General features: G+C 42.0%; 19 protein-coding genes. 6 read left to right on the top strand and 13 right to left on the bottom strand.

The features are described from left to right. Positions 1–40 precede the first annotated feature (40 nt). Positions 41–1054, bottom strand: coding sequence for an acyltransferase family protein (locus IGI94_RS13235; RefSeq protein WP_144330909.1), 1014 nt, complete (start codon positions 1052–1054; stop codon positions 41–43). A 235-nt stretch (positions 1055–1289) separates the two neighbouring features. On the opposite strand from IGI94_RS13235, the gene IGI94_RS13240 reads away from it, so the two are divergent. Beyond that, a complete protein-coding gene (locus IGI94_RS13240; RefSeq protein WP_438899866.1) occupies positions 1290–2081 on the top strand; it encodes a helix-turn-helix domain-containing protein in 792 nt (263 codons plus the stop codon). A gap of 46 nt (positions 2082–2127) precedes the next feature. Here the strand turns inward: IGI94_RS13240 and IGI94_RS13245 are convergent, their stop codons facing one another. Then, positions 2128–2796: a CPBP family intramembrane glutamic endopeptidase gene (locus IGI94_RS13245; RefSeq protein WP_144330908.1), complete on the bottom strand. Its 669-nt coding sequence runs from the start codon at positions 2794–2796 to the stop codon at positions 2128–2130. Between the two features lie 396 nt (positions 2797–3192). Here IGI94_RS13245 and IGI94_RS13250 point away from each other — a divergent pair, with 396 nt between their 5' ends. From IGI94_RS13250 to IGI94_RS13260, 3 genes are read left to right on the top strand one after another with little or no spacing between them, the layout of a single operon-like run. Then, the gene (locus IGI94_RS13250; RefSeq protein WP_016612782.1) at positions 3193–4167 is read left to right on the top strand and encodes an ABC transporter ATP-binding protein; all 975 of its coding nucleotides are present in this window, start codon (positions 3193–3195) and stop codon (positions 4165–4167) included. Next, positions 4164–4967, top strand: a complete 804-nt coding sequence (locus IGI94_RS13255; RefSeq protein ID WP_438899867.1) for an ABC transporter permease — start codon at positions 4164–4166, stop codon at positions 4965–4967. The genes IGI94_RS13250 and IGI94_RS13255 overlap by 4 nt, the downstream gene beginning before the upstream one ends. A gap of 5 nt (positions 4968–4972) precedes the next feature. Beyond that, complete coding sequence (locus IGI94_RS13260) at positions 4973–5746, top strand: ABC transporter permease (protein ID WP_016612786.1); 774 nt, start codon at positions 4973–4975, stop codon at positions 5744–5746. Between the two features lie 55 nt (positions 5747–5801). Here the strand turns inward: IGI94_RS13260 and IGI94_RS13265 are convergent, their stop codons facing one another. From IGI94_RS13265 to IGI94_RS13280, 4 genes are all read right to left on the bottom strand, one after another. Then, complete coding sequence (locus IGI94_RS13265; RefSeq protein WP_016612787.1) at positions 5802–6260, bottom strand: PTS sugar transporter subunit IIA; 459 nt, start codon at positions 6258–6260, stop codon at positions 5802–5804. Positions 6261–6273: 13 nt separating this feature from the next. Then, complete coding sequence (locus tag IGI94_RS13270; protein ID WP_438899868.1) at positions 6274–7440, bottom strand: MFS transporter; 1167 nt, start codon at positions 7438–7440, stop codon at positions 6274–6276. A 65-nt stretch (positions 7441–7505) separates the two neighbouring features. After that, complete coding sequence (locus IGI94_RS13275; protein WP_010749959.1) at positions 7506–8837, bottom strand: 6-phospho-alpha-glucosidase; 1332 nt, start codon at positions 8835–8837, stop codon at positions 7506–7508. Positions 8838–8865: 28 nt separating this feature from the next. Next, positions 8866–10437, bottom strand: coding sequence for an alpha-glucoside-specific PTS transporter subunit IIBC (locus IGI94_RS13280; RefSeq protein ID WP_016612789.1), 1572 nt, complete (start codon positions 10435–10437; stop codon positions 8866–8868). Positions 10438–10617: 180 nt separating this feature from the next. Between IGI94_RS13280 and IGI94_RS13285 the strand changes: the two genes are divergently transcribed. Next, positions 10618–11391, top strand: a complete 774-nt coding sequence (locus IGI94_RS13285; RefSeq protein ID WP_010749961.1) for a MurR/RpiR family transcriptional regulator — start codon at positions 10618–10620, stop codon at positions 11389–11391. A gap of 27 nt (positions 11392–11418) precedes the next feature. Here IGI94_RS13285 and IGI94_RS13290 read toward each other — a convergent pair whose 3' ends face one another. The 6 genes from IGI94_RS13290 to IGI94_RS13315 form a co-directional block, all read right to left on the bottom strand. Beyond that, the gene (locus IGI94_RS13290) at positions 11419–11664 is read right to left on the bottom strand and encodes a hypothetical protein (RefSeq protein WP_016608418.1); all 246 of its coding nucleotides are present in this window, start codon (positions 11662–11664) and stop codon (positions 11419–11421) included. 227 nt (positions 11665–11891) lie between these two features. Then, on the bottom strand, positions 11892–12518 hold the full coding sequence (locus tag IGI94_RS13295; protein WP_008380529.1) for a restriction endonuclease: 627 nt from the start codon (positions 12516–12518) through the stop codon (positions 11892–11894). 492 nt (positions 12519–13010) lie between these two features. Beyond that, positions 13011–13274: a type B 50S ribosomal protein L31 gene (locus IGI94_RS13300; protein WP_008380527.1), complete on the bottom strand. Its 264-nt coding sequence runs from the start codon at positions 13272–13274 to the stop codon at positions 13011–13013. A gap of 99 nt (positions 13275–13373) precedes the next feature. Beyond that, the gene (rho, locus tag IGI94_RS13305; protein ID WP_144330902.1) at positions 13374–14669 is read right to left on the bottom strand and encodes a transcription termination factor Rho; all 1296 of its coding nucleotides are present in this window, start codon (positions 14667–14669) and stop codon (positions 13374–13376) included. Between the two features lie 2 nt (positions 14670–14671). Beyond that, positions 14672–15931, bottom strand: coding sequence for a UDP-N-acetylglucosamine 1-carboxyvinyltransferase (locus IGI94_RS13310; protein WP_005233977.1), 1260 nt, complete (start codon positions 15929–15931; stop codon positions 14672–14674). 173 nt (positions 15932–16104) lie between these two features. Continuing rightward, the gene (locus IGI94_RS13315) at positions 16105–16974 is read right to left on the bottom strand and encodes a class II fructose-bisphosphate aldolase (protein WP_005228297.1); all 870 of its coding nucleotides are present in this window, start codon (positions 16972–16974) and stop codon (positions 16105–16107) included. A 368-nt stretch (positions 16975–17342) separates the two neighbouring features. Here IGI94_RS13315 and IGI94_RS13320 point away from each other — a divergent pair, with 368 nt between their 5' ends. Further along, positions 17343–17699: a YehR family lipoprotein gene (locus IGI94_RS13320; RefSeq protein ID WP_438899869.1), complete on the top strand. Its 357-nt coding sequence runs from the start codon at positions 17343–17345 to the stop codon at positions 17697–17699. Between the two features lie 362 nt (positions 17700–18061). Here the strand turns inward: IGI94_RS13320 and IGI94_RS13325 are convergent, their stop codons facing one another. Continuing rightward, the gene (locus tag IGI94_RS13325; RefSeq protein WP_008380521.1) at positions 18062–19669 is read right to left on the bottom strand and encodes a CTP synthase; all 1608 of its coding nucleotides are present in this window, start codon (positions 19667–19669) and stop codon (positions 18062–18064) included. Positions 19670–20118: the final 449 nt, after the last annotated feature.

Genomic DNA, 20118 nt, shown 5'->3' on the forward strand with positions numbered 1-20118 from the left:
AAAAGGCGCAATTTGGTATTATCCTTGGTACAGCAATACTTTAGGCGCTTTTCTTTTCATCAACTGTTTTTTTAGCAAACCCAACAGCATAGGATTTTAAACGGCTGCCCACTTTCCTCAAGCCGAGAAAGGCTCCCGTTAAAACTATCGTATAAAAGAACAACGGAAACCCTCCTAGTGAAAAAAAGACTTTCCCGGATTCCAGAAACAGCGGGTGACTCAGAAAGATCAATCGACTAGCCTCAGCTGCTTGTTTTGCTTGCCAAGTCCGCTTTTGTGGTTGCTGCTTGATCAGCCAAGCAAGGAAAAAAAGAGTCGTCGGCACAAAGAACAGCATGAAATTCTTATCGTCCCCCTGATTGAGATACACCAGTCGACCTTCAATGCCTAATAAGCAAAGAGAGACCGCGAATTTTCTGCCAAGATGCTTCGTGAAAAAAGGACGTTTCTGGTGTTCACCTAAACAAAACCCGCACAGCAAAAAAAGAAACCCATAAAAAAGACCGTTTCTCGTTGTAAAAAATAGGGTCCGATAATTTTGATAAAATACCAATAAAGGTCCACTTAAATAACTGCTGTACGTTTCAAGACAGCCAATCAAATACAAACTGATCGCCAGTAAAAACTGCCACCGATAGCCAAGAAAACGGGTTTTCCTTACTAACCACATGCCAAAGAGCAACGCTGGAAAATACCAAAGATGGTACCAGACCCCTACTGTTAAAAAGCCAGCAGCCAAACCGATGACCCGTAATGGATCGGCAAGATTTTGCTGTCCTAAATAAAACCAACCTAAGGGAAGATACACGATCGACCAACGCAAATAAAGCTTGAGTTGTCGTTTGCACCATTGCTGCCATGAACAGGTGCTCTTTTGAAAAAAATAGCCATTCAGCAGCAGAAAAAAAGGAACCGCCAAACGACATAAGAGACTCTTTAACAAAAAATGAAGCCCGTTGTTTTCTGCCAGTCGACCACAGTGAACGAGAATCACCAGTAAGGAAGCGAAGAATTGGGTATAGCCAATTGGAACCATAAGGTGTTTTGTCTTCATTCGATCGTTTCTCCTTTCTCCGTCAAATTTGATCAAACATACTTCACTCTACTGGACCTTTCTTTTTCTGACCAGCACTGAAAGCTTCCAGAATAGAAAGACAGTGCAACAAGTAGAAACATTGATAAATAAAGGATGTTACCCTTTGTTGCATCGTTAATTTCATAGATCCTCGTTCGCATAGAAAAGAGTTTGCTATAATATATAAGAAGAATGATGGAGGCAAAACAGACACATGGATATTGGGAAAATTATTAAAGAAGAACGCACCAAACGAAATCTCACGCAAGAACAATTGGCGCAGGAATTTTTTGTCACTCGGCAACTGATTTCAAAATGGGAAAACGGCAAGAGCTATCCTGATCTAGACCAAGTAGTCAAACTGAGCAACTATTTTGAATTGACCTTGGACTATTTATTAAAAGAAGACAAACAGATGGTCCAAGAACTCAATCTGACAACCCACCGAAAACGAATTGGCCTCGTATTGATCGCCCTTTTGACTGTTCTCAGTATTAGCTTAAGTACGATTTTGCTGGCAGGATTTTGGATCGATCCAGTCTTTTTCACAAAAGAAGACCTAACGATCACTTCTATTAAAAAGTACCACTTGCCTGCCACTGAGATAACGAATCAGGAAACCGGACAAGTGATTCAGCTGCCTGAAGATACGGAATACTTGATCACTTATACGATCGATCGGCCAATGGTAAAAACGGGCCGTCTATCGGGTTATAAAGAATACAGCAGCGAAAATGCCAGCCAATTAATGGTTTCGGGTTATCACGGTTTTCATTTTGGCACGCAAACAAGCAAAATCGTCATTCGCAGCAATCGCGAAGACAATTTAGCTGCACCAGAATTAAATGCAAACAAGGATCTTTATCTTCGTAATATGAATAAAGCGCGCGCCTATCAAAAATCTGCAGCAGGTGACGCATTTTCTATCGAAGACGAAGGCGATTTCCTCTTTACTGCAGAAGAACTGGAACAATTACCCTTTGAACAAGGACAACTGCCAGAGTAAACAAAAACCACCGAATCGTTTTGATCGGTGGTTTTTTGCTGACTTCTTAACCTAACAAGATCATTGCGATCGCCGCCAAGGCATTATTGAGAAAATGCATGGCGATGGCTGTTTCTAAGCGCTTGGTTTTTACATAAATCAACGCCATGATCAGCCCCATAGCACCGTAGATCAAAAACTCGACCAGATTGGTGACGGAATGGATGATACTAAAAACGGCTACACTTGAAATGATCCCGACTATCGGGTATTTCTTGAATAAAAGGCCGATAAACCCACCACGGAAAACAATTTCTTCCATGATTGGCGCCGCCACAGCGATCAATAGGAAGATCAAAAGCGGATTTTCGCCTGTAAACAGTTCCCCTAACAATGCATCATTCGCGGTCGCCTCTTGATCGGATATATGCTGCAGATACATGGTACCACCAACAGCAACGAATCGACCTAAAACAAAACCACCGATGATCCATAGCCAGTTGCGCTTCGTTGACCAGCCAAAGTCAAAGGTGGCAAGTCCTAGCTTCCGAGCCAAATACATCAGTAGGCCAATGTTTGCCAAAAGCAAGGCAATCAACCCGTAGCTCATCATCGCAGGAATCCTCGGCTCTCCTGCTTCCAAATAATAGATTTTTACCACACTGAATACGGTCATCCCTACTTGACTTAGTAAGAATAAGCCAATCAAAATAAATAAGTTCTTTACTGCTTTCATGCTCTCCTCCATTGTTTGCTCATTGCATTTTGCAGGATTGGGTTACGACAAATCATGACACAGTCCATCACTTGGTTCCCCATATATCCAGAAACTGCTTAGCCGCTATCGGCTTGTTTCTAATGATACTGAGTTTCCTCAGTATTTACAACAAATAAAAAATAAAAACAGTTATTTTGCGTATTTTATCCAACAAACCACGTTTTTTCTTTCGCTGCCCTCAAAAAAATATAAGTAGTGTTTGAAAAAAGCGCTCTCTTATGCTACACTGTTCCTACTTTTGTTTGGCTGACGAACCGCTGCCCCAACCATGTTCGTTTGGACCAACTCGTTGCGAGTATTCGATTTCGAATGCTCTTTTTGTCGCGTTTGTCAAAAGAAAGTGAGTGAATCCAAATGATCCAAGTAGAACACCTCAGCAAGACCTTCCAAGTGTCCAAGCGAAAAAGCGGCTTTCGCCAAGCAGCCAAAGCATTTCTTTCTCGTGAAACCACCACCGTCCATGCGTTGCAAGACATCAGCTTTACCATCAATGAAGGCGAAATGGTTGGCTACATCGGGCCTAATGGTGCTGGAAAAAGTACCACCATAAAAATCATGTGCGGGATTTTGACCCCTGATCAAGGCATTTGTCACATCAATGGTCGTACGCCTTGGCAAGAACGTATTCAACATGTCAAAGACATCGGCGTCGTCTTCGGGCAGCGCAGTCAACTCTGGTGGGATGTCCCCGTCAATGACAGCTTTGATTTGATCCGTGATATCTACAAAGTCGACGCTGCTAGTTATCAGCGCAACCTAGAAGAATTAGTCACCTTACTAGATTTAGGTGAGATCTTAAAAACCCCTGCTCGGTCCTTGAGTCTCGGTCAGCGTATGCGCTGTGAGATCGCCGCCTCCTTACTCCATGACCCCAAAATCTTATTTCTTGATGAACCCACCATCGGTTTAGATGCTGTATCAAAGATTGCCGTGCGTCAGTTTATTAAAAAAAGAAACCAAGAAAAAGGCACCACAGTCATCCTGACGACCCACGATATGCAAGATATCGAGGCGCTGACACAGCGAATTCTGTTGATCGGCAAAGGGCAAATTTTGCTGGATGGTCGCCTCGATGAACTAAAGCATCGTTTTTCTGATGTCAAAACGCTGGAGATCGACTATCAAGGGAATGAACCTCATCTGCCAGAAAACGTCCAGCTGCTTCAAAAAGACGTTGGTCGCCTTGTTCTGAAACTTAATCCCAAAGAAGTGTCGGTCGCTCAGCTGCTCAGTCTGCTCAGCAATCAAGTCGAGATCACCGATTTGGCCGTTGCCAGTATCACCGCCGAAGAAATGGTCGCTAAGCTGTATCAGGAGTATCAAATATGAGGAAGTATCAGGCATTTTTCCGCATTCGCTTTATCAATACCTTGCAATACCGCTCGGCGGCGATTGCCGGGATGGCTACGCAACTAGCTTGGGGCTTGATGGAAATTCTGGCATTCCACGCCTTTTACCAAGCAAATCCTAGTGCCTTTCCCATGACCTTTCAACAAACCGTCTCCTATGTTTGGCTCCAGCAAGCCTTCTTGTCTTTATTTATGTTGTGGTTCTTTGAGGCAGAAATTTTCAATACCATCACCACAGGGACGATCGCCTACGAACTTGTGCGGCCGATGGATCTATACAATCGCTGGTTTTGCCAATCGGCTGCCAATCGCTTAGCAAAAGCCCTCTTGCGTTGCGGACCGATTTTTGTGATTGCCTTTTTACTGCCAGCACCTTATCGCTTGATTCTGCCAACAAACATCGTTGCCCTGTTCTTGTTTCTTTTGTCTATGGCGCTGAGTTTAGGTGTAGTGATCGCTATGTCGCAGCTGGTCTATATCTCGACTTTTTACACATTTTCCTCCATCGGGGTGCGGATCGTCATCAGCTCCATCGGTGAATTTTTAGCTGGCGGGGTCATTCCTCTGCCTTTCTTTCCACAGCCTTTTCGCCAATTCGTGGAACTATTGCCTTTTGCTTCCATGCAAAACGTCCCGCTGCGAATTTACAACGGGGATCTGACTGGCTTTGCGCTTGTTTCAGCATTGCTCTTACAAGCGTTTTGGCTCATACTTTTGATCGTGATCGGAAAAATTTGGCTGCAGCAGGCACTCAAGCGTGTCGTTGTGCAAGGAGGTTAAGGAATATGGTTTATTGGCATTATTTTTGTATTCATCTCAAAAGTCAGATGCAGTATAAGGTTTCCTTTGTGTTAACTGCTTTGGGACAATTTCTAGGTTCCTTTACCGCTTTTTTAGGCATTTGGTTTATGTTTGCCCGGTTTCATCAAGTGGATGGCTTTACCTTTGAGGAAGTCCTGCTTTCCTTTGCGACGGTTTTGTTTGCCTTTTCGATTGCGGAATGCTTCTTTCGCGGGTTCGATCTTTTTCCACAAATGATCAGTAATGGCGAGTTCGATCGGGCACTCGTGCGTCCTCGATCCTTGATCTTTCAAGTCTTAGCTTCCAAAATGGAGTTCTCTCGTCTCGGTCGTTTTATTCAAGCCTTGCTGTTGTTTGCGTATGCGATTCCCAATAGTGGAATTGCTTGGCATTTTGGAAATGTCCTGACTCTTTTTCTAATGATCGTCTGCGGCGCCCTCTTTTTCGCCCTATTGTTCTTAGTGTATGCCGCCATTTCCTTCTTTACGATCCAAGGACTTGAATTTATGAATATTTTTACCGATGGTGCCCGAGAATTTGGTCGCTACCCATTTAGTATCTACGGAAAACACGTCTTGCGTTTGTTGACCTACGTCGTGCCGATGGCTTGGTTTCAGTATTATCCATTCTTGTATGTCATTGGTCGCATAACTAATCCTTGGTGGATCTTATCGCCGTTGGTTTGTCTGCTCTTTGCCTTTCCCGCCTTCTTCTTTTGGCGAGTAGGTTTGAAGAACTATATTTCTACGGGTTCGTAAATAAAAAGGAGCGCCTCTCTTTGAAACTAAGAGAATGCGCTCCTTTTTTATTCGGTTATTTCAAGTGAAAAACAGCTTCTCCTTGCTGAATATCGCCGTCAGTTCGCAGGCACTTCCCGCCTTGTTCCTCCATGAAGACAACGATCACCATGGTCTCTTTGCCCATTTCCTCAACTGCTGCTACATCCATTTCTGCCAGCAGCTCACCTGTCGTGACTGACTGGTTTTCTTGGACCGCGATCGTGAAGGGCTCCCCTGCTAACGCCACTGTTTCAATTCCCATGTGGATCAAAAGGGAACGGCCATCCACCAACTCAACGGTTAAGGCATGCTGTGTTGGAAAAATCGTTCGAACCGTCCCGGCTGCTGGTGCATAGATTTTTCCGTGATGATGAGAAACGGCAAATCCATTTCCCATCATTTTAGACGAAAATACCTCATCTGGTACTTCTTCGATCGGTAGCAGTCGGCCTGTTGCCGGTGCACAAATTTCTATTTTTCTTTTAAAAAGCATCCGTAATTCCTCCTTAGATTGCCGACAGTGTTCTCTGACAGCTAGAATAGATAAGAAAAGCTACGAAGGGCAATAAACCAAAGATAAAGATGGCAGTATCGAGGGACAGCACCTGCGAAAGAAAGCCGCCAGCTAATGGCGAAAGAAACGATGCCGCACCAATGTACACACTGATCGATATCAGTTGTCCAGAAGAAAAAACAGCTGGCGGTGTAATAGCACTGATAATCATTCGACTGCCGATGGTAAATGCCGGTACAGTGAAAAACTGCAGAAAACTGGCTGCCAAAAGTAAGAATGGGCTACTAGCAAGCCAATAGACAAAAAATTGTAAGGTTAAAAATATGCCTGCAATCAAAATCAAGCGCTCATTTTTCCATTTAGCAATCATGCGATTCAGCAAAAGGTACGCTGGAATTTCACAAAAGGATTGGATCGACCATTTCAGACCAACAAATTCACTGCCTCTTTCCATTGTAATCAGCTTGTCGATAACGACCGTATTGTTCGCAACGATCGTCAAGTACAAGAGAAAGAACAGTCCCGTATAAACCAAAAAGCGTCGGTCTTTGCATAACAGAAGAATGTCTGCCAGCGAGACACCGCTGTTTGTTGCTGTTCCTTGCTTTTGCGGTAAGGCGTTTTTCTCTGGGATCGTTCGTGAAAATGTATAATTGATAAGCAAAAAGAGGAGCAGCGGCAAACTAAACCAGCGATAATTATTGGAAAATAAAAAGAATGGCACGCAGACACTCATCATACTCCACCCTAAAGAGCCGTTTGCTTTGATTGAAGCAATTCTTTTTGAAGTACTGGACTCCGATAATACCCAGTTATCGAGCACCGTTGCTGTTGTATTGGCTAATCCACCCGCAATAGCCAATACCAGAAAATGGATCAGCCAGTGGTCTTTTCCTAACCAATAAAAACTAATGGAGAAGAAAACCAGAAAGATCATCAGAAGCAGCGAAATACGTTTTAATCGTTTGCTCTTGTCCGAATAATAGCCGATCACTAACTGAAAAAGAATTGTCGTGATGCTGTAGGAGGCTAAAAACCAGCCTCTTTCAAACGCATCATAGCCTTGCTCAGTTAAAAAAGGAACGATTTGTGTCATCAAAATCGCCATCGTTGCATATTGAACAAAATAGATTACTTGAAATTTGTGTTTGATTTCCATTCTTTGTTTATGATCGGCTGAAGGAAATTCCTTCAGCCGATCCCTTTCCTTTTTACCTGCTGGACCTATTTAAGTTCTGGCCAATATGGTTCGTTCGCCACAATCATTTCATCTAATATTTCTTTGGCGACTTTCGCACTTGGTACAGTTTTGTTCATAGTAAAGGACTGCCACAATTTTTGGTAAGACTCTTGTTCCCAAGCATCAACTGCCAATTTTTCAGATGCGATCTGCTGCTCCATCAATCCCTTTTGGAATGTTGGAATATCACCGATCGACAAGACTTCGTAGCCATCTTTTCCAACTAGACAAGGCAGTTCCACCATTGCATCATGGGCAAAGTTGGCAATTGCGCCGTTGTTTTCAACAATAAGAATCATGCGTTCTTTCGTATTAAAGGTTAGTGCGCAAGCAAGGTCTGTAATAAAGGAAGCATGTTCGTTTGAGGCAAATGTTGTATCAACTGCTGTGTTGTTTGCAACGATTCGTCGGCATTCATCAAACACATACTTCTCTCGTCCGTCAATGATCTCATTGGCACGGGTATACTCTTTGTCCGCATGAGCCACCGTTTCATCAGCCATCAAATAATATTTCAGATAGGTATTCGATAAAAATTCTGGTTCAATTTCGTGCAGATCTTTAGCCGCCCACATCGTTTCCAGCCAACTGCTTTCTTTATGCTGGCCTTTTTGTGTTTGTTCGGTGTAGCCGTACTTTTGAACATGCGCACTGATTTGTGGCATCAAGTCATTGCCGTCATGGTCTTTGATGCTGGTCCACCAGCCAAAATGATTCAAGCCGAAATAGCTCGTCTCAAATTCTTTCCGATCCTTCAACCCAATCACTCGCGCCATGATATCTTCCAAACAAACTGGCATATCACAAATATTGATGATTCTTGAATTTGGTCGGAATCTTCTGGTCGCTTCGGCAACGACTGCTGCTGGGTTGGAATAGTTCAAAAGCCAGGCATCTGGCGAGTATTTTTCCATGTAGTCGACTAGTTCTAAGATCGGTCCAATCGAGCGCAGGCCATAAGCTAAACCACCAGGTCCGCAGGTCTCTTGTCCGACAACATTATGCCTGAAAGGAATTTTCTCATCTTGTTCCCGCATAGCATATTTGCCGACACGAAGCTGTGCCATTACGATATCGACATCCGTAAAAGCTTCCTTTGGATCGGTTGAATATTCGAACTGTACTTCTGGCGCTCGCTCGGCAATAATGATCGCACAAGCTTTTGCTACGGTTTCTTGTCGCTTTTCATCGTTGTCATAAAATTTGATTTTTCTAACTGGAAAGCGCTCTTGACTTTCTAATAACATCATAACTAGCGATGGTGTATAGGTACTTCCGCCACCTGCAATTAAAATTGAACTTTTTTTCTTACTCATGGTACTTGTTCCTCCTTGTGATTCTGTTTTATTCGGCCATTAGTTCTTCGAATGATTCTCTAACCGTTGGTACCGTTAATCCTACAATGATTTGAATGCCGCCATTTCCAGGGTTGACCAATCCTGAGGCACCTGCTTCTTGAAACTGCGTACTATCTGCAACTTTGTCGGCATCCTTAACAGTCAAACGCAGCCGTGTCGCACAATTCGTTACATCAATGACATTGTCTTTCCCACCTACCAAGTGCATATAGGCCTGTGCTTGCCGCACATGTTTTGGTAATTTTTCATCTTGTTTTTTGTTGTCATAATCTGCTTTTGTATACAACTGCATTGCTGCAGTATCATCCTCACGTCCAGGCGTTTTTAAGTTGAACTTCTTGATCATAAAGGAGAACACAAAATACCAGATAGCGGTAAAAATCAGCCCGATAATGATTTGGGTAATATAAGTTGAACTGTGAAATTTCCACAAGGGCAGCCAATTTAGACCTAACCAGTTGATCAATCCGCCGCCAAAGTCCCCGACAACCCCGAAAGCATAGGAGATTGTGGCGATCGAAGCATCCAGTAAAGCATGAACAAACCATAATGCTGGTGCAACAAACAAGAAAGTAAACTCGATTGGTTCAGTGATTCCGGTCAAAATAGCCGTCAATGCTGCCGGTGCAATCAATGCGATCACTTTTTTCTTTTTATCAGGCCGAGCCGCTTGGATCATCGCTAAACTCAGACCTGCCGTTCCAAAGACTTTCGACATTCCTGATAGTGAGAAACCGCCAAACGGATAGAGCTCTTTCAGCGAAAACGCAGTAGTTTGGAACTCGCCAATGTGGGAGGCCCAATAAACGGCCATTCCCCCTTCGACAACCGCACTGTCATAGGCAAACGGTGCATAAACAAAGTGATGCAAGCCTGTTGGAATCAGTATTTTTTGCAAGAACTGATAAATAAAGACACCGAAGTTTCCTGATTCAATGAAAAAGCCTTGCATGCTTCTCATTCCCTCTTGGATAACTGGCCAGACAAAACACATGAGTACTGCCAAAGGAACCATGGCAAAAAAGGAAATCATGGTTACAAAGACTGATCCGCTGAAATTCGACAGCATTTCTGGCAATTCTTTTTCATAGAAGCGATTGTGGAGATAGACAACGATTCCCGAAATCAGCAAGCCGCCCATCATGCCGGTATCTAAGGTGATGATTCCTGCAATCGAGGTCAACCCAGAACCAGCAGTTGCCCCTTGAGCTAAATCTACCGCAAATGATTCTGGCCACAAAGTTAAAATTGCATTTACAAAATAATTAAAAGCGATATAAGTAACGAGTGCCTCCATCGTAGCGCGAGCGGCGTATTTTTTAGCTAGACTGATCGGCAGCCCTACTACAAATAAAAGCGGTAATTGGAAGAAGGGCGTCCAGCCTCCTGCTGCGATCACATTCCAAAATTTGAACCAGAGGGTATCTGGTGCTGCGATATCCCCCATAATCGTCTGATTCGAAAATAGCAGAGAAAAGCCGATAACGATCCCGAAAAAGGAAAACAGCATGACCGGTGCCAGCATCGCTCCGCCGAACCTTTGAATTTTTTTCATCATAGTTTTTCGTCCTTCACGTTTTTTAGTTAAGCGCTTTACTGATTCTCATTTTACTATTAAAATGATGCTATGAAACCCTTTTCCGTTGTTTAAAAGTTTCTCACATTTGAAAGGTTTTTTTCACATAAAATGTGAATTGTCACACAGAATCAATGGAGAGATAAAATGAGGAGATAGCCTATGCTGCAAGACCGTATCACTACCTACCAGTCAAGATTAACCGAGAATGACTTTTTGATCTGGTCCTACATCACCACTCACAAAAAGCACTGCTTGGCAATGTCCATCAATGATTTAGCCAAGGAGTGCATCGTTTCTAGGACGACGATTATGCGCTTTTGTCAAAAAATCGGCTTTGATGGCTTTTCAGAATTCAAATACCATTTAAAGAACGAGGTACAACAAGAAAATGCCCTACTCTCTGAGATTGAAGGCGAAATTCTAGACAATCATATTCAAACGATTGAAAATTTAAAAAAGAAAGATTTTACAGCATTGTGCAAGATGATGGCTCATGCCAAACGAATCTTTGTCTATGGTTCAGGGGACATTCAAAACCTTGTTTCCAATTATATGAAACTCTTATTTTTGCCTAATGGACTACTTGTCTACGATTTTGGTGCGATCTCAGTCAATGAACAATTTTATCGCATCATCGAGCCAGATGATTTAGTGATTTTGATTACTTTAAACGGTGAGTCACCCACCGTTGTCAAACTAGCAAAGCAACTGAAACAGCGCAATATCAACACGATCGGGATCACGAAGCTGAGAAACTCAACGGTTTCTAAACTCTGTTCTGAAACGATTTTCTTTTTAAATCCAGAGATCCAGTCAACCGAAAATGCGATCGCTCCCTTTGAAACGACCGCCACACTTTTCTTTGTGATCGAGTACTTATTGTTAAAATATGATGCTTGGCAAAAACAAGCCGCAAGCGTCTCAGAGCCATAAAAGTTCTCTTGGTTTTCCTTAATTCATTTAACTTACAGTATTTTGAAAGACGCTTGAATAAGCCATTTTCAGCCAATTTCTGCTAGGAAAAGCAGCCAATCTCTGGTAAGATAAATAAAAACGTAAAAGAGGACCAGTTATGGAATATTTAGCGATTTTACTTGTTTTCTTTCTATTGAATGTAGTGATACTTGTACTTGGATTGAAGAAGAAACGAATCATGCTGCTTTTTCTGTCACTCTCTGGTTTATTGTTGGTTTGCTTGATTGCCATTTCTTACGTTTTCTTCTATTCAAATACACTTTAAGTCGTCAAAAACACGGGAAGCTGGCTACGAACCTACCGAAACAAACGAGGCTGTTTTAGTCATTACACCCGACGTATAGGACACATTTGTTAAAATTAATTTGAGAAAAAAAATGACTGTGACATAAGTCGCGAAAAAAGCGTAATGAATAACGGATATCCGTTCATTCATTACGCTTTTCTCTTGTTTTTTTTCATGACGAATAATGAAAAGAGCTATACTCACCGCACGTTTCGCAGATATAGTAATAATTGCGCTTCTTCTTATTGTAGAGTTTCAACTTCTTCCCATTTTTACAACTCTTGCATTCTTCTAATTCCGTCAAGGTTTTATAATAAAACAACTCACTGATCATCTCTGGATAAAAATGTGCAAGAAGCTCAATCAGTTTTTTTCTATCAACCAGCAGTAGATTATCACCGGCTATTTCTAATGCTTGATCTGTAAAAAAATGTGTAGTGATGAAAAGCCCATTGGGAAACCCTTTGTCTGGAAAAATCCCTTTAAATGCGGCAACAAGTGGCTTACTGATCCGCTCCGTTGTCTTTTGCGGATTCCAGGCTTTACATTGGACCGCTATTGCCTTTTTATTATTAGAAAAAGCATACACATCAATACCACCATCTTTGTAACCATCGATGTTTTGGACGGTATATCCCATCTTTTGTAAAATACATTCAGCAATATAATTCAAATCCTCTGATTTACAGGTTTCTAATTGAGCCACAATCTTTTTCAATTTTTTCGGGTATGTACGTTCATTATGGTTGCTTAGTTCTGGGAAATTAATGACTTCCTTCTTTTTCTTAAATGAAAACATGTCTCTTCCTTTCTTGATTGTTTTGGATGTGATTCGTTAAAGCATAGCTAGTGAGTGGTCTTTAATTATGTAGAATAGAAACTGGTTCTTAAAGAGAGAACTATCTACTTTTCTCAATAAAAATCGTGTGAACTCGATAAAATAAGTCAAAAATAAGAAACTTATAACGGAATATTATTAATTTAATGATAATTTTATTCAAGATAAATGTCAATTGAAGTTTGAATATTCAATAATAATCGATGATTAAATCAAACCACTCTTGATCATTGCTCCATTTCGAAAATTACTAGATAGGATTCGTTACAGTGCTAATTTCCACATTCTTGCCTACAGATTTATTGATTCCTTTTACTTTGTTTGTAACAGATTCTGAATGGTTTCTTTCGGTTTAGCAGTTGAGTGTCTATTACCTATAAAAACAAAAAAGGTTTCCCTCGTAAAAGGGAAACCTCAGAAATGTTATCGAAACAACATTTACATTTATTTGTCTTATTCTGCAGCGTTGTTGTCTTTGAGACCGTATTTTTTGTTGAAACGGTCCACACGTCCGTCTGCTTGTGTGAATTTTTGACGTCCAGTGTAGAATGGATGTGAATCAGAAGTTACTTCGACACGGATCAATGGATACGTGTTGCCGTCTTCCCACTCAACAGTTTCTTGAGAATTCTTTGTAGAACCTGATAAGAATTTGAAACCAGTAGTTGAGTCCATGAATACAACTGGATGATAATCTGGATGGATATCTTGTTTCATTTCTTCTTCTCTCCTTTGCCCTGGCTCATTTGCTTCACCAGAGTTGATTTGTCGATTTTACAACATGACTATCTTACCATGTTTGGATTTTAGATGCAATTATCTTTTTATATTTCTTTTTGGCCGCTTGTCTCCGAAATGGACATCATGAAAAGCCGCTAAAAACTCTTCATTCTTTTTCGTTTTGCGCAAGAATTGAATGAATTGTTCTGTGAACTCCAAGGAATCCCCCAACATGTTGTTGCGTATGCGCCAAGTTTCCTCCAATTGTTCACTGCTCATCAGCAATTCTTCTTTACGGGTACCAGATTTCTTGATGTCGATCGCTGGGAAGACCCGGCGTTCTGCGAGGCTGCGAGAAAGCTGCAGCTCCATATTGCCGGTTCCTTTAAACTCTTCATAGATGACATCATCCATGCGGCTGCCGGTATCTACCAAAGCTGTGGCAAGGATCGTCAAACTACCGCCTTCTTCAATATTGCGGGCAGCGCCAAAGAATTTCTTCGGTTTGTACAAAGCAGCTGGATCGATCCCGCCGCTTAGTGTACGTCCGCTTGGAGGAACGACTAAGTTATAAGCTCTCGCCAAACGAGTGATACTATCCATCAAAATCACGACATCACGCTTGTCTTCCACCAAGCGCATCGCCCGTTCTAGTACCAATTCTGAAACACGGGTATGATTGCTAGGCTGTAGGTCAAAGGTTGAAGAAACCACGTCACCCTTGACACTACGTTCTAGATCAGTTACTTCTTCTGGACGCTCGTCGATCAAAAGTACGATCAATTCCACCTCAGGATAGTTGTCCGTAATCCCATTGGCAATTTCTTTCAATATACTGGTTTTCCCAGCTTTAGGCGGGGCAACGATCAGTCCCCGTTGACCAAAACCCACTGGCGCCAGCATATCGATCATCCGAGTCGAAAGACGTCCTGACGTTGTTTCTAATTTTAAATGACGGTTCGGATAAAGGGGCGTCAGCGCTGGAAAATGCGGGCGCTCTTTGGCATCTTCTGGATCTTTGCCGTTAACAGACTCAACGTGCATCAATCCATAATAGCGTTCAGATTCCTTAGGCGGGCGCGCCTTACCGGCGACTTTATCGCCATTACGCAAACTAAACCGACGAATCTGTGAAGAAGAAATATAGATATCTTCTGCACTCGGTCCATAGTTGATTGGACGTAAAAAACCATAGCCTTCTTGGCCTACGATATCCAAGATTCCTTCCATATAAAAGAAGCCTTGTTTTTCCGCCTGCGCCCGTATCACAGCCAATGACAATTCTTTTTTATTCATTTGGCTGTAATAAGGAATTCGAAACTCTTTGGCAAAGGTGTAGATCTCTTTTAAGGTTTTGTTTTCCAACTCTGCCATCGTAAGATAATCGCTCATAATTACTCCTCTATCATTTGAATATCAGCTCCAAGAGCCGTTAGTTTTTCGATGATATGATCATAGCCGCGCAAAATGTACTCGACATTAAAGACGCTAGTCGTGCCAGTCGCCATCAATCCGGCAATAACTAGACAAGCCCCTGCCCGCAAATCAGAAGCGACAACTTCTGCTCCGTGCAATTGGCTCGGTCCGCTGACAAAAATCATGTTGCCTTCTGTCGTTGCTTGTGCGCCCATCCGTGCTAATTCAGGAATATGGTTGACCCGTTTGGCATAAATCGTGTCCATAATCTCCGATGTTCCCTTTGCTTTTAGCAATAATGGTGTGATCGGCTGTTGCAGGTCTGTGGCAAATCCCGGATAAGGATAAGTTTTCACAGTCGCTGGTTTCAACTCTTTTGAGGGATGCACATAGATTTCATCTTCGCTGATATCCATTCGCACACCGATTTCTTCCAATTTCGCAATGTAGCTTTCTAGATGCTCATAAATCACATTTTTGACTGTAATGCCTTCGCCCGCTGCTGCGGCTAAAGAAAGATAGGTTCCTGCTTCGATTCGGTCTGGAATAATAGAATGACGACAACCGTGCAGTTCTTCCACACCTTCGATACGAATTTCATTGGTACCTGCACCTCTGATTTTCGCTCCCATATTATTTAAAAGGGTCGCGACATCAATGATCTCAGGTTCCCGTGCAGCATTTTCAATGATCGTTTTGCCTTTGGCTCTTACTGCTGCCAGCATTACATTGATTGTTGCTCCGATGGAGACCATATCTAAGAAAATCCGTTCGCCAGTCAAGCCTTCTTCTTCGGTACGCAAATACATGGCGCCATGCTCGTTGGTGACTTTTGCGCCAAGTGCTTCGAAGCCTTTGATATGCAAATCGATTGGTCGCGGGCCTAAGAAACAGCCGCCAGGCAACCCAACGACGCCTTCACCAAACTTCGCCAATAATGCCCCCATGAAATAATACGAAGCCCGTAGACTATTGATTTTTCCGTTAGGCATCGGGATCGAAACGATATTGGTTGGATCGATCTCTAGCGTATTGTTTTCAAAATGGGTCTTCACGCCCATGATTTCGATAATCTCAATTAATGAGTGCACATCTTGGATGTCGGGCACTCCTTCTAAAATGACCGGTGAATCAGCTAAGATCGCTGCCGGGATCAATGCGACTGCACTGTTTTTTGCGCCGCTAATGGTGACTTCACCTTTTAAGGGACGATTGCCGTTGATGACAATTTTTTTCATTGAATTCCACCTATACTCTTTTTTAATTTATGTGTATCATTCCAATTTTAGCACAGATTACACAAAGAAAAAAGATGCAGTATATTTTTGATCCCCGCATCAAGAATATTTTCTTAGAAAACAAAAAAACTCTTAGAATCAGTGATTCTAAGAGTTTTGATCTTTGATTAAGATTAAGCTTTACCAGCTGAACCGAACCAGTCGATGTGTTCTTCTGCATCTTTAACGATTGCAGCAACACCTGGTGCTAATAATTTACGAGGGTCGAATCCTTTGCCTTCTTTATCTTTGCCAGCTTCGATGTATTCACGAGTTGCTTTAGCAAATGATAATTGGAATTCAGTATTTACGTTTACTTTAGAAACACCCATTGAGATTGCTTTTTCGATTTGGTCTTGAGGAATACCAGAACCACCGTGTAATACTAATGGTACATCAGAACCTACTGCATCAGCGATTGCTTGTAAGTGGTCAAAAGCAAGGCCTTTCCAGTTTTCAGGGTATTGACCGTGAATGTTACCAATTCCGCAAGCTAGGTAATCAATACCAGTTGCAACCATTTGTTTACATTCTTCGATGTCAGCTAATTCGCCAGAACCGATGATTCCATCTTCTTCTCCGCCGATTGAACCAACTTCACACTCAACAGAAACGCCTTTTGCGTGTGCTTTTTCGACAACTTCTTTAGCCAATTTCAAGTTTTCTTCAAATGGTAAGTGAGAGCCATCAAACATAACAGAAGTGTAACCAACTTCGATACATTCCATTGCTGCATCGTAATCACCATGGTCTAAGTGGATTGCAACTGGAACAGTGATGTTCATTGAATCAACCAAGTTTGTAACGATGTCTTTAGCAACTTTGTATCCGCCCATATATTTGGCAGCACCCATTGAAGTTTGGATTAGAACTGGCGCTTTTTTCGCTTCAGCAGCTTTTAAAATCGCTTGTGTCCATTCTAAGTTGTTTGTGTTGAATCCGCCGACTGCATATCCGCCTTGACGAGCAGCTTTTAAGAATTCAGCTCCTGATACTACTGGCATAAAAAATTCCTCCTAAGTTTTGAAAAACTTTATTTGTTAAGCAATGCTTAACCGACAATGCTATTTTAGCAAAGATTTGCGGTATTTGCTACTAAAAAGAGGAATTTCTCTTTTCAAAAAAAGATTGCACAAATATAAAAATCCAGCATTTTCATCATCTTTTCTGAAAGTCTACGATTCTGTAAGGTTTTGCTCTCCTATATGCGGTCGTTAGATAACAAATCAGCGTGTGAAAATTCGAGAAAAATTTCACATATTTTTTCGTCATTTTATCATAATTTTCCAGTAAATCCTTCCTTCTTCTCCTCTGAGCATAAGAATAGCCTTGTGAAAGCAGCTATATTATCATGTAAAAAAGGAGGGATAAAATGAAAAAAGCGCTTATTGGATTTTTGGCAGTCATCGGGGTTCTTTTCTTGGCAAGTTGCAGCTCGGGGGCCAAAGAAGAAACCAAAACATTCACAATGGATCAAAATGGGGTTTCGATGGAACTGGTCTTCACTTATGAAGGCGATAAAGTAAAAACCCAGACTGCGAACAATGTCATGCCGTATTCAGCGATTGGGGTAACGACCAAAGAAGAAGCACAGACGGTACTTGATCCGATCGCAGAGCAGTATCAGCAAGTCAAAGGGTTGGACTATTCCCTCGACTATACAGATAGTGAAGCGACTGAATCATTGACCATCAATTATGATGAGTTGGATTATGATTCAGCGAAATAATTGCCTGGGGTTAGTTTTGAAGGAAACACCGAAAATGGGATCAGCATGGAACGTACAGAGGAAATGCTCTTAGACCAAGGGTATAAGCTAAAAGAATAATCCTCTCTAGGCACCAGCAAATCAACATGCGTTACCGCTGGCGGATTTCATTCGAACTGTTAGCGAAAAAAATAATGCATCAGTCAGAAACTTCCGGTCGCTTTGACGGAAGTTTTTTTGTGTGCAAAAAGGGATAGCTTCTACCAACGCTCAAGCAAGTTTCAACCTTTTACGGATTACTGGGATCGCGCAACTCAAAAAACTCCCCATCTTGAGATGAGGAGTTTCGCACATTCATTGCTTGATTTTGCCGCTAGCGATTATTATGCTTGGCGGTTATCTAATGAAGCTCCAACAAATGCTTTGATCAAGCGTTGTGGGCGAGTTGGACGAGAAATCAATTCTGGGTGGAATTGGCAACCCACGAAGAATTTGTTTTCTGGAATCTCAACGATCTCAACCAAACGATTGTCTGGTGACACACCTGAGAAGACCATACCATTTGCTTCAAAGATTTCACGATATTTGTTATTAAATTCATAACGATGACGGTGACGTTCTTGAACAACTTCCTCCCCATCATAAGCTGCAGCTGTTTTGGTGCCTTTTTTCACTTTACATGGATACAAGCCTAAACGCAATGTTCCACCTAAGTTTTCGATGTTTTCTTGGTCAGCCATCAAGTCAATGATGTTGTTGGCTGTTTCAGGATCCGTTTCTGCGGAATTGGCATTTTCCAAGCCAACGACATTGCGGGCATATTCCACACAAGCCATTTGCATCCCAAGACAAATCCCTAAGAATGGCACATCATTTTCCCGAGCATAACGGATCGCTTCGATTTTCCCTTCAATCCCGCGATCACCAAATCCACCAGGAACAAGGATCCCGTCTACTTCACCTAAGTAAGAATCCACGTTTTCTCGTGTAATTTCTTGGGCTTTGATCCAATCGATCTCGATGTCTGCATCAAAGGCAAAACCAGAATGTTTCAAGGCTTCGACAACTGATAGATAAGCATCTGGCAATTCCACGTATTTTCCGACTAATGCAATGCGTACTTTTTTCTTCAAATTCAGTACCTTTTCTTCCAATGCTTGCCATTCAGTCATGTCAGCAACTGGTGCAGTCAGTTTCAAATGATCACACACGATTTGATCCATGCCTTGCGCTTGCAGTGCCAATGGGATCGAATACAGGGTCTCAACGTCACGAGATTCGATCACGGCTTCTGGTGCCACGTCACAGAATTGTGCCAATTTGTTTTTTGTTGATTGTCCTACAGGTTGTTCTGTCCGAACGACCAAGATATTTGGTTGAATCCCTAAGCCGCGCAGTTCCTTCACACTATGTTGTGTCGGCTTTGTTTTCATTTCGCCTGCTGCTTTCAAATAAGGAATCAGCGTCGTATGGATGTACATCACGTTGTCCGCACCTACGTCTGCCTTCATTTGACGCAAAGCTTCTAGAAACGGCAATGATTCAATATCCCCTACTGTTCCGCCGACTTCTGTGATGATCACATCTGAATCAGTCATTTTGGCTGCCCGCATGATTTTTTCTTTGATCTCGTTGGTGATGTGCGGGATCACTTGAACAGTCGCGCCTAAGTATTCTCCTTTACGCTCTTTCCGCAAAACTTCTGAATAGATTTTTCCAGTTGTTACATTTGAGTATTTGTTCAAATTGATATCGATAAAGCGTTCATAGTGACCTAAGTCTAAGTCGGTCTCTGCTCCATCATCGGTTACGAATACTTCACCATGTTGATATGGGCTCATCGTTCCTGGATCGACGTTGATGTACGGATCGAATTTTTGAATGGTTACTTTCAAGCCGCGATTTTTCAACAAACGTCCTAATGATGCTGCTACGATCCCTTTACCAATAGAAGAAACCACACCGCCGGTTACAAAAATATATTTTGTCATAAACTGAAAAACTCCTTTAATCTATTTTACAGGAAAAGCATTTAGAAAATAATAAAAGCTCCCTATCCATAAATGAATAGGGAGCGAAAATTCTAAATCACTTTCTGACTCTTGTAAAGAGTGCCCAAACAGAATGATACATTCTCACCTCACAAATGTCAAGAAAACTTTATCTGATTTTTTCAGAAAAAACGGAGGTTTCCAAACGAAGCGCTTTACGCTTCGATGCAGCTGATTCCTCCTTTTTCACGCTGGCATTCTAAGGTTACTCTTTCTTAAACAACCTTCATGTTTTCTGCACAACTTTTTGCAATTTTTTCATTGCTTCTTACGAAATCGTTGAACTCTCTTTGGCATAATACAAAGTGTAGATGAAGTCTGGCGCTTTACTCGTTTTGGTAAAAATGATCGGAACGTATTTCTGGTTATTTTTGGCAAAGACGAGGTGC

Origin of the sequence: Enterococcus sp. AZ149, assembly GCF_051714285.1 — a bacterium.
Lineage (GTDB): Bacteria > Bacillota > Bacilli > Lactobacillales > Enterococcaceae > Enterococcus_D > Enterococcus_D entomosocium.